The 11,328-nt window shown below is 51.2% G+C and carries 6 protein-coding genes; 4 read left to right on the top strand and 2 right to left on the bottom strand.

From position 1 onward, the window contains the following. The first annotated feature begins 56 nt into the window (after positions 1-56). The 3 genes from AB2U10_RS14000 (at position 57) to AB2U10_RS14010 (ending at position 1,868) form a co-directional block, all read left to right on the top strand. A complete protein-coding gene (locus tag AB2U10_RS14000) occupies positions 57-644 on the top strand; it encodes a porin family protein (RefSeq protein WP_367915336.1) in 588 nt (195 codons plus the stop codon). Positions 645-849: 205 nt separating this feature from the next. Then, positions 850-1,074 (top strand): hypothetical protein, encoded by a 225-nt coding sequence (locus AB2U10_RS14005; protein WP_367915335.1) that lies wholly within the window; start codon positions 850-852, stop codon positions 1,072-1,074. Continuing rightward, entirely contained in the window at positions 1,074-1,868 is a 795-nt protein-coding gene (locus tag AB2U10_RS14010) for an ATPase (RefSeq protein ID WP_367915334.1), read from the top strand. Before AB2U10_RS14005 ends, AB2U10_RS14010 begins: the two co-directional genes overlap by 1 nt. Positions 1,869-1,893: 25 nt before the next feature. Here the strand turns inward: AB2U10_RS14010 and purL are convergent, their stop codons facing one another. Both purL and AB2U10_RS14020 read right to left on the bottom strand, forming a co-directional pair. Then, a complete protein-coding gene (gene purL, locus AB2U10_RS14015; RefSeq protein WP_367915333.1) occupies positions 1,894-5,565 on the bottom strand; it encodes a phosphoribosylformylglycinamidine synthase in 3,672 nt (1,223 codons plus the stop codon). A gap of 96 nt (positions 5,566-5,661) precedes the next feature. Next, positions 5,662-7,575, bottom strand: coding sequence for a CocE/NonD family hydrolase (locus AB2U10_RS14020; protein ID WP_367915332.1), 1,914 nt, complete (start codon positions 7,573-7,575; stop codon positions 5,662-5,664). Between the two features lie 174 nt (positions 7,576-7,749). On the opposite strand from AB2U10_RS14020, the gene AB2U10_RS14025 reads away from it, so the two are divergent. Beyond that, positions 7,750-11,016, top strand: coding sequence for a S41 family peptidase (locus AB2U10_RS14025; RefSeq protein ID WP_367915331.1), 3,267 nt, complete (start codon positions 7,750-7,752; stop codon positions 11,014-11,016). The last annotated feature ends 312 nt before the right edge of the window (positions 11,017-11,328 follow it).

An 11,328-nucleotide genomic window follows, 5' to 3' on the forward strand; every position in this document is an offset into this window, starting at 1 on the left:
ATTACCTGGCTACGGTACCTTTGCACTATCAAAAAAACTTTAAACCAGTATCAATCATGAAAAAGTCAATTTTAGTGTTCGGCCTCATTTTGGGAATGAACAGCCTGTTTGCACAAACCACTACCTCTATCGGTCCGATGATCGGATTCAACTCTTCTGTTTATAAGGGCGATATCTCAACGGAGAAATGGAAGTCGCCCGACCTGAATGTAGGTCTTTTTCTGAACCATTCGAAAAATGATTTCTTTGGAATCCGCCTGGAAGCGCTATATTCTTCTATGGGAACGGCCTTTAACAACTCTCCTGAAATAATTAAAGCCGGGTACATCCAGGTACCCGTTTACGGGGTGGCCTATCTCGGGAAAAAAGGATCTGCCGTACGGCCGAAGCTGATGGCCGGTCCTTACATAGGCTTCCTGACCAATGTGGGCGGTACCAAGGTTAACCTGAATAAAGACGACTATAACAAAGTAGACTTTGGACTGAAAGGAGCGGCCGGTGCCAATATCCGCCTGTCAAGAGAAATATGGCTGAATGCCGACCTGTATTACGGGTTGGGCCTGGCCGATATGTACAAGTCGAAGACCGATGTTTACAATCACTCCTGGGGGATCAATGCCGGGGTGAGCTTCCCGGTGAAGTAAAAAGCAGGTGCGCAATAAAGGCTGCTTCCCTGAAGAGGGAAGCAGCCTTTTGCATTTATCAGGAATGCAATAGTGGTTGCACAACAGGTTGAAAATGGAGTTGAATTAAATGCAGTTTTTGGGATGGAGAAAACAAATATTGAATTTCAGAACATCAGATATCTATAGATTATTTGTATATTTACTAGCAGTAATAAATGCATTTATGAAATATAGCGAGAAAAAGACGGAATATCTTACAAAAAGATTGGTGGCTAGGCAGTCTAAAATTGCATTTAGAGAAAAAGCGCAGAATGCGATGTTGCTTGTGGGGCATACGATAGTTGTAGAAAACGGTTGGGTAGTTAAGAAATCGAAAGATGGCAGGGAGATCAGAGTAAGAGAAATAAATAACACAACACCCCATAAAAGAAAACTTGTTCTGGACTAATGAGTAAACGGATCCGGATATTTGCAGGGCCAAACGGTTCGGGTAAGACTACAATTATTAATCAAATACGGGATTATAAAGTTAACGATGAACGCTCTCTTGATTTTGGTATTTATATAAATGCTGATGATATCGTCGTTAAGTTGCGCGAGAGCCAGTGTGATATTTCAGATTATGAAATAGTATTCGATAAGGAAGAGTTTGACGAGATAGTCCGGAATACAGGCCTGATCAATGAGGAGTTTAATTTCCAGAGATTTTCTGAGTGTTTAATTTATACGGGAAATACCATTTCCATTGATCATGGGAATGCCGGGAAAGCGGAAGATAACGCATACGAGAGAATCGCGCAAATACTTGCAGACTACCTCAGGAATAAGTTGTTAAATTCAGAAAAGAAATTCTCTTTTGAAACTGTATTCTCTCATGAAGGGAAAGTGAGGTTTATCCGGGAAGCAAAAGAAGCGGGATATAAAGTCTATTTGTATTTTGTTGCAACAGAAGACCCGGAAGTCAATATTTACAGGGTAAAACAGGTTCGGGTAAAGCAAAACGGCCATGATGTACCGGAAGACAAAATAAGAAGCAGGTATTACCGGTCATTGGAGTTGCTTCATGAAGCAGCGCAATATTGCTACCAGGTTTTCTTCTTTGACAACTCCAAAGACGGAAATACGGATGGGATGTTTGCCCATTTTAAGCTTAATGCAGATGGAGTGAAAATCTGGGACGATATAGAGGAAGAACGTGTTCCCCAATGGTTTTATAAGTATTACTCCGATAAAAACCAGTAAGGAATCCAATTCTTCAGATAACTCCTTACCGGTTCTCTTCACACCATTTCCTTGCGTTTACAAAGGCTTCTATCCAGGGAGAAACCTCATCCTTTCTTCCGGCAGGATAAGAGGCCCAGTTCCATTGAAATGCAGAACGCTCAATATGCGGCATGGTCACCAGGTGGCGGCCGGTGGCATCACACATCATAGCGGTGTTGTAATCCGAGCCGTTCGGGTTATGGGGATATTCCCCATACGCATATTTCGCTACAATGTGGTATTGGTCTTCCTGCGCCGGTAAGCGGAATTTCCCTTCTCCGTGCGAGATCCATACGCCGAGGGTAGTACCTGCCAGGGTCTTCAGCATAACCGAATGGTTCTCCTGCACGTTGACCGAAACAAAACCGCATTCATGTTTTCCGGATGTATTGTAATGCATTTTGCCGTGTTCGGAATGATCCGGGTTGATCAGTTCCAGCTCCATAAACAGCTGGCACCCGTTACAGATGCCCACGGAGAGGGTATCGGGGCGGGCAAAGAAATTGTGGAGGGCTTTTTTGGCTTTCTCATTGTAGAGGAATGCCCCTGCCCAGCCTTTTGCCGATCCCAGCACATCTGAATTGGAGAACCCGCCTACCGCACCGATAAACTGGATGTCTTCGAGGTTTTCCCGGCCCGAAATCAGGTCGGTCATGTGCACATCCTTCACATCAAAGCCGGCCAGGTACATGGCATTGGCCATTTCACGTTCGGAGTTGGAGCCTTTTTCACGGATGATGGCGGCTTTCGGGCGCGGTACGGCCGGGTCGATCTCCGGCTTTTTGCCCGTGAAATGATCCGGGAAGGTAAATTGCAGTACCTGCTCTTTGTAATTTTTAAAGCGTTCGTCGGCCATCCCGTTTTTCGACTGCCGCCGGTCCAGAAGGTAAGAAGTGGTATACCAGGTATCGCGGGTAGCTGCCACAGCGAAGCTGAAAGAGTCTGCCCGGTTCCGGAAGGTAGCTTCCGTGCCTTCTTTCGCCGTTCCGATCTTCACTGCTTCTATTCCCGCGTTCCGGAGGGCTGCTTCAAAGGCCGCATCTTCAGTGGCCTGCAGCACCACGGCCATGTTTTCATTGAAGAAGGCCTTTACGGTATCGTTTTCACCCAGCCCTGAAAGGTCGTAATCGGCCGCCAGGTTCGCATCAGCAAAACACATTTCAAGCAGGGTAGTGATCAAACCGCCCGAGCCCACATCGTGCCCGGCGGCAATCAGATCGTTGCTGATCAGCTCCTGGATGGCATTGAAAGCCCTGGCGAAATACGCTGCATCGGTGATGGTCGGTACTTCGTCGCCGATCCGGTTACAGATCTGGGCAAAAGAGGAGCCGCCCAGCTTGAAGGTATCTTTCGATAAATTAATATAGTAGACTGAACCCGCATTTTTGTGTAAAACGGGTTCAATTACCTTACGGATGTCAGAGCAGTTACCTGCAGCAGAAATGATGACCGTTCCGGGAGCAATTACACTTTCTCCGTTGGGGTATTTCTGTTTCATGGAAAGCGAATCTTTCCCTGTAGGAATATTGATGCCCAGCGCAATCGCAAAATCGGAACAGGCTTTTACGGCCTCATACAGGCGGGCATCTTCTCCTTCGTTATTGCAGGCCCACATCCAGTTGGCAGAAAGCGAAACGCCTTTCAAGCCGTTACGGATGGGTGCAAAAACCAGGTTGGAGAGGGCTTCTCCCACGGCATTTCTTGAGCCGGCCGCCGGGTCTACCAGGGCCGTCAGGGCAGAGTGGCCCACGCTGGTGGCAATGCCCTCTGCCGAAGTATAATCCAGGGCCATAACCCCTACGTTGTTCAGGGGCAGCTGGATGGTGCCGGCGCATTGCTGTTTGGCCACACGGCCGCCCACGCAGCGGTCTACCTTGTTGGTCAGCCAGTCTTTGCAGGCCACGGCTTCCAGTTGAAGCAATTGATCGAGGTAAGCCGGGATATTTTGGGTTTCGTAGGCAAGCGCGGCGTAACGGTGCTCTGTTTTCCGGTCCTTCATGATGGTTTTCGGTGAAGAGCCGAAGAAGTCCTCCAGCGCATAATCCATAGGTTTCTCACCTGTGGATGAAGACCGGAAAGTGAAACGCTGATCACCGGTTACATCGCCGACTGCGTACATCGGGGCGCGCTCACGGTCGGCAATCCGCTGTAAAACGGCTATATCTTTTTCGGCGATCACCAGGCCCATTCTTTCCTGCGATTCGTTGCCGATGATTTCTTTGGCCGAGAGGGTAGGGTCACCTACCGGTAACTTATCGAGGTCGATCAGTCCGCCGGTTTCTTCTACCAGCTCCGACAGGCAGTTCAGGTGCCCGCCGGCTCCGTGGTCGTGAATGGAAACCACCGGGTTATGATCTGACTCTACCAGGCCCCGGATGGTATTGGCCGCCCGTTTCTGCATTTCGGGGTTGGAACGCTGAATGGCGTTCAGCTCAATGCCCGAACCGAAGGCGCCCGTATCGGCCGAGGAAACGGCTGCTCCTCCCATGCCTATGCGGTAGTTTTCTCCGCCCAGGATAACGATCTTGTCGCCGGGCTGGGGAGTATGTTTTTTCGACTGGTCCAGTTTTCCGTAGCCCACGCCGCCTGCCTGCATGATCACCTTGTCATAGCCCAGCTTGCGGCCGTTTTCTTCGTGCTCAAACGTAAAGACCGAGCCGGTGATCAGGGGCTGTCCGAATTTATTGCCGAAATCAGAAGCTCCGTTCGAGGCCTTGATCAGGATGTCTACCGGGGTCTGGTACAGCCAGGGGCGCTCGGGCATGGCTTTCTCCCAGGGGCGGTTGCCGGTCAGGCGCGAGTAGGCCGTCATGTAGATGGCGGTTCCGGCCAGGGGTAAGGCACCCTGTCCGCCGGCCAGGCGGTCGCGGATCTCCCCGCCCGAACCGGTAGCCGCACCGGAGAACGGTTCTACCGTAGTGGGGAAATTATGGGTCTCCGCTTTCAGAGACAATACCGACTCAAATTCTTTCTCTTCGTAAAAATCAGGCTTATCTGCTGATTTAGGGGCAAATTGCGTCACTTTTGGCCCTTTGATAAAGGCCACGTTGTCTTTGTATGCCGAAACGATATCGTTCGGATGGGTTTCTGATGTTTTCCGGATCAGCTTAAAGAGCGAAGACGGCATTTCTTCGCCGTCAATCACAAACGTACCGTTGAAGATCTTGTGGCGGCAGTGCTCGGAATTGGCCTGTGAAAAGGCAAAAACTTCGGAGTCGGTCAGCTTACGCCCGATCTTTGCCGACAGGTTATTGAGATATTCTATTTCTTCCGGGCTTAAGGCCAGCCCTTCCTGCCGGTTATATGCCGCGATGTCATCAATTTCCAGGATAGGCTCGGGAGTAATGCGTATGGTGTACATTTCCTGCGTAAGAGCCGGGTATTTCTGGGAGATCATCGGGTCGAAATCGTTGAAATCAGCCGGTACCGGTTGAAATTCTTCGATACGGACAATACCCCGGATGCCCATATTGCGGGTGATTTCCACGGCATTGGTGCTCCACGGAGTAACCATGGCGGCCCGCGGGCCAACATAATACCGGTTCAGGGTCAGGTCGTCCAGCTTTTCGGCATTGCCAAAAAGCCAGTTGAGCTTTTGAACGTCTTCAGTGGAAAGATTTTGCTCAGTCTGAACACCATAAACGGTGTTTGCGGAGTTTACGAAGAAATGAATCATTACTTGCTTTTGAAAATGCAAAGTTACTGGGTTTTCCGGGTTTTTGAAAAGATAAAGCAGGAGATTCTCCTGCTTCTGTCTTTCATCACCGGGGAATTACTCTACCACTCTTACCCCGATGTACGATGAGCTTGCACCTGATGTATACACCCGGTGGTCGGCTTTCTGAAAATCAGATTCAGAAGCCTGGTAAATGTTGACAAATTTCTGCGGGTTCCGGTCTACCAGCGGGAACCAGGTACTTTGTACCTGCACCATGATCTTATGCCCCTTTTTAAACCGGTGGGCGGCATCCTGCATGTCGAATTTTACGTTTTCAATTTTGCCGGGTGTCATGGGCACCGGGTTGGAGAAGCTTTTCCGGAATTTGGCCCGCATGACTTCGCCCCGGATGAGCAGCTGAAATCCTCCCATTTTCATGTTCGGACGGGTAGGGCTGTCGTTGGGTGCATCACCGGGGTATACATCGATCAGCTTCACAACGAAGTCGGCATCGGTACCGGTGGTAGACACAAACAGGTTGGCAAATACGTTACCGGATATGACCACATCTTCCTCCAGCACGTCACTTTCATAGACGAGCACATCCGGGCGGCTGGCTGCAAAACGCTGATCCTCGTACATGAAGTCGGCTCCGCGCAGGATCCGGATCTCGGAAGTAAAGGGTACGGGCTTGTCGGGATCGCTGGTGTACTGGTCAAACGTAGGTTTGGCCTGTGCCGGGGCAGGTGAAAACGAGAGCTTTCCACCGGGGTGCAGGTACAGTTTTTTCTCTGTTGAATTGCGGGGCGGCCACTGGTCGTACCTGCGCCACTCGTTGGCGCCGGTTTCAAAAATAAAAGCCTTGGGCAGTGCCGGGTCAGGCGTGTCTTTCAGGTAATGGTTAAAAACCGGGAGCTCTACCTCGGCCTGGTAATAGGCGCTGGTTTTGGATCCGAAGCCGATGTCGCCCAGGTACTCTCCCGTACCCCGCGCCCAGCCGCCGTGTATCCAGGGGCCCATCACCAGGAAGTTGGGCGAGGCCGGCCGGTTATTTTCAATGCCCTGGAATGTCTTCAGCGGGCCGTAGAGGTCTTCCTGGTCAAACCAGCCGCCCACGGTGAGCACGGCAGGCTTAATGTTTTTCAGGTGGGGAACCGGCGTCCGGGCTTTCCAGAAATCGTCGTAGCTTTCGTGCTCCATCATGCTGTTCCATATCTTGTTCTCCCCCTTGAAATACCTTTCGTTGACGTTTTTCAGGGGGCCGAGCTTCTTGTAAAATTCATAGGAATCAGGAGTGCCGTAGGCGGAAAAGGCGGGTGTTCCCTTGGGATCGGGCTGGGGCCGGGGGGCGCCGTATGACGACAGGAAAGCAAAGGTGCCCATCAGGAAGAAAGCCCCGTTATGGTGGCGGTCATCGCCCATGAACCAGTCATTGACCGGTGCCTGGGGAGAAGCGATCTTCAGCGCAGGGTGGGCGTCTATGGCCGTCATGGTGGTATAAAAGCCGGGTGCCGATATGCCCCAGGTGCCCACTTTCCCGTTGTTGCCCGGGATGTTTTTCAGGAGCCATTCGATGGTGTCGTAGGTGTCTGAGCTTTCGTCAATGTCTTTCGGTGATTTTTTACGGGGATTGAAGGGGCGTACCGCCTCAAATTCGCCTTCCGACATGTATTTCCCCCTCACATCCTGGTACACAATAATGTAGCCGTTGCGGGCAAAATGCATGCTGGGGCCCAGCGAGGTTTTGTAAAGGTCTTCCCCGTAAGGGGCCACACTGTAGGGCGTACGGTTCAGTACGATAGGATATTTTTTGCTTTCGGAGGCGTCTTTCGGAACATAAATGGATGTAAAAAGCCGGATGCCGTCGCGCATGGAGATCTGTCGCTCGATTTTGTTGTAATGCTGCCGGATAAACAGGGAATCTTCGTTCACCCGCTGCCCGAATGAAGGACGGGCCATGCCTAAAACGAAGAAAATCAGAACCACCGGGTAGAAGCCGGTACCCAAAAACTTTTCACACATACTCATAAGAAACAGGTAGATATTTTAAAACGGATTTAAAGATAAGGTATATTTGACAAATTATTTAAAACGGAGACGCAGAAAAACCGGTACTACCGGCCGGGTTGCCCTGTACCGGCAACTGTGTTTGTATACGTGGAGGAATATCCTGCGCTTGCCCTGTTAAAACCTGTTATGCTTATGAAAAATCTATGGCCCCTTGCGCTTATCTTATGGTTGAGCCAACCGCTGCATGCCCAGATCGATGCTTCGCTGATGAAGTTCCCGGATGTATCCCGGACCCATATTGTCTTTACGTATGCCAATGACCTTTGGCTGGTGCCTAAAACCGGCGGACAGGCCATCCGGCTCAGCTCTCCGGCGGGAGTAGAATCTTTTCCCCGGTTCTCGCCTGACGGCAGTGAAATTGCCTTCTCGGGCAATTATGACGGTAACCTGGATGTATATGTCATGCCGGCAACCGGCGGGGTGCCCAGAAGGCTGACCTCGCACGGGTATGGCGACCGGCTGGTCGACTGGACACCCGACGGGAAAGACGTGGTCTTTGCGTCGTCAAGGGAGAGCGGGAAGCAACGCTTCAGCCAGTTTTACCGGATCAGCAAAGACGGTGGCCCCGACACTAAGCTGCCCCTGGAATACGCCGAATACGGATCTTACAGCCCCGATGGCACTGGGATGGCCGTGGTGTATATCTCCCAGACAGGCCGTACCTGGAAACGGTACAAAGGCGGTACCAAGGGAACCATACAGATCTTTGATTTCAAAACCGGAACCTCTAGAAGGATTTCGCCCATGGATGGCGGCGGAGATGAATTCCCGATGTGGTACGGCGATAAGATCTACTTTATTTCTGACCGGGGAAGCGATGAGCGGATGAACCTGTGGTCATACGATACCGGCTCGGGCCAGGCAGAGCAGCTCACCCGGTATACCGACCTCGATATTCATTACCCGTCGATGGGTGACGGAGAAATTGTATACGAGCAGGGCGGGCAGCTGCACCTGTACGCTATCCGGGACAAGTCGGATAAAATAGTGAAAGTGCAGATCACCTCGGATATGAACGCCCTGATGCCCCGCAACGAATCAGTAGAGAAATACATTCAGAGCGCCCGCCTGAGCCACGACGGCAACCGGGTGCTTTTTGAAGCCCGTGGCGATATCTTTTCGCTTCCGGCCAAAGAAGGCGTGGCCCGGAACCTGACGAATACCTCGGGCATAGCCGAACGTACACCGGCCTATTCGCCCAATGGCAAATATATCACCTACTGGTCAGATGCCAGCGGCGAATACGAGTTGTACCTCATGAATACCGGGAATACGGCCACCCGCAGGAAACTGACCTCTTACGGACCGGGATACCGGTATACGCCTTACTGGTCGCCCGATTCCAAAAAAATCTGCTTCATTGACCAGGCCGGCGAGATCAGGATCTTTGACCTGGCAGACAACAGTACAACGAAAGTGGACGAATTGCTGCAATTTTCGCACGGGAATACGGCATCGTTCGGTTGCGACTGGTCGTCTGACAGCCGTTGGATGGCCTATAGCCGCGACCTGCCCAACGGTCACCAGGCTGTTTTCCTTTACAATACGGAAAGCAAGCAATCAACCAAGGTAACCGACGGATTTTACAGCTGCTTCAACCCGGTTTTCGATCCTGCCGGAAAATACCTGTTCCTGACGACCAACCAGGTATTTCAGCCCAATTACAGCGACTACGACAATACGTTTGTGTACAATAACTCCACGCTTATAGGTGTGCTGACCCTCAGTAAAGACAGCACCTCTTTCCTGGCCATGAAAGACGATGCCGTGACGGTCAAAGACGAGGAGCCTGTACCTGTAGCAGAAAAAGACGCGAAAGCGGGTAAATCTGCGAAAAAGGAAGAAGCCCCGAAACCGGAAAAGCCGAAAACCGTGGCAATTGACCTGGAGGATATGGAAAGCCGCCTGGAGATACTCGGCATTGCGCCCGGCAACCTGGGCTCGCTTACCCCGTATAAAAACAAGATAGTTTATATGCGGTATCCCAATACCGGCTCGGCCGGGGGCGCGGCTTCTTTAAAGCTCTATGACTTTGATAAGAAGGAAGAAAAAACTGTGCTGGACGGCGTAAGCTTCTACGAGGCTTCGGGCGATAAAAGCAAGCTCCTGGTCAATAAAGGTGACCAGTTTGCGGTTATCGAGCCTAGCGAAGGCGCGAAGTTTGAAAAAACGCTCAACCTGCGGTCTATGATCGCTTCTATAGATCCGAAAGCAGAATGGAAGCAGATTTTTATAGATGCCTGGCGTATTCAGCGCGACTATTTCTATGATAAAAATATGCACGGCGTAGACTGGGAGGCGGTTAAGAATAACTACCTGAAAGTATTGGAAGGGGCGGCCAACCGGAACGATGTGGCCTTTATTATCGGTGAAATGATCGGCGAGCTCAACGCGTCGCATACGTACTACGGTGGCGGTGATCTGGAGCAGGGCAAATCAAGGAGTACGGGTTACCTGGGGATCGACTGGGCGGCAGACGGCCAATATTACAAGGTAGGAAAAATTATCAGGGGGGCTTCCTGGGATGCAGAGGTGCGTTCACCCCTGGACAAGCCGGGTGTGGGTGTCAGGGAAGGAACGTACATCCTGGCCGTTAACGGACTTCCCGTTACTACTGCGCATCAGCCCTTCTACTACTTTGCGGGGCTGGACAACACCACCGTGGAGCTTACCTGTAACGATAAGCCGGACTTTGAAGGAGCCCGGAAAGTATTGGTCAAAACGCTCAGCGATGAATCGCGGCTGCGTAACCTGGCCTGGATAGAAGGCATGCGGAGTCGTGTAGAGAAAGCAACCAACGGCGACGTAGGATACGTATACGTGCCCAGCACAGGCATTGACGGCCAGAATGAGCTCATGCGGATGTTCAACGCCCAACTGGACAAGAAAGCCCTGATCATTGACGAAAGGTTTAATAACGGCGGACAGATCCCGGATCGTTTCATTGAAATGCTGGACCGCAAGCCCCTGGTATATTGGGCCACGCGTGACGGGGAATCATGGAAATGGCCTCCGGCCGGGCACTTCGGACCCAAGGTGATGCTGATCAACGGCTGGAGCGGCTCAGGCGGAGATGCTTTCCCGGACTACTTCAAGAAACGTGGACTGGGGCCGCTGATCGGTACCCGTACCTGGGGTGGACTGATCGGTATCAGCGGTACACCGGAGCTGATCGACGGTGCCTCGGTAACCGCACCCAGCTTCCGGATGTATAACCTGGACGGCACCTGGTTCCGCGAAGGTCACGGGGTAGATCCTGATATTTTTGTGGATGAAGACCTGGGTGCTTTTTCCAAAGGTATTGATGTGCAGCTTGAACGGGCCATTGAAGAAGCGAAGCAGCTGATCAAAAACCAGCCGTTTGTGATGCCGAACAGGCCGGGGCCGGAGAAGAGGTAGGGAACAGGTAACAGTGAACAACTAACAGTGAACAACTAACAGTGAACAGGTAACAGTGAACAGGTAATAGTGAAGGTAGGTTTCTGACGAAATGTACCCTGGATGTTCACACCAAATCTTTTTTGGGAAAACTGACGGAGAGATCCGACCGATACGCAAACGGCCGGATCTCTTCGTATTCAGTGGGGCCATTCAGAAAAAGCCCAACTTGTTCATTAAGAACTTGTTGGGCTTTTGATTATCTTTGTATATCACCCCGAATAATACGGTTGGAGCCAAAAATCGGGGTAACGAAACGGAAAAGATATGCGA

Source organism: Leadbetterella sp. DM7, assembly GCF_040829825.2.
GTDB lineage: Bacteria > Bacteroidota > Bacteroidia > Cytophagales > Spirosomataceae > Leadbetterella.

Coding starts and splice junctions, on each gene's coding strand:
- purL (WP_367915333.1), bottom strand. CDS start 5,565: ATGATTCATTTCTTCGTAAACTCCGCAAACACCGTTTATGGTGTTCAG.
- AB2U10_RS14010 (WP_367915334.1), top strand. CDS start 1,074: ATGAGTAAACGGATCCGGATATTTGCAGGGCCAAACGGTTCGGGTAAG.
- AB2U10_RS14025 (WP_367915331.1), top strand. CDS start 7,750: ATGAAAAATCTATGGCCCCTTGCGCTTATCTTATGGTTGAGCCAACCG.
- AB2U10_RS14005 (WP_367915335.1), top strand. CDS start 850: ATGAAATATAGCGAGAAAAAGACGGAATATCTTACAAAAAGATTGGTG.
- AB2U10_RS14000 (WP_367915336.1), top strand. CDS start 57: ATGAAAAAGTCAATTTTAGTGTTCGGCCTCATTTTGGGAATGAACAGC.
- AB2U10_RS14020 (WP_367915332.1), bottom strand. CDS start 7,575: ATGAGTATGTGTGAAAAGTTTTTGGGTACCGGCTTCTACCCGGTGGTT.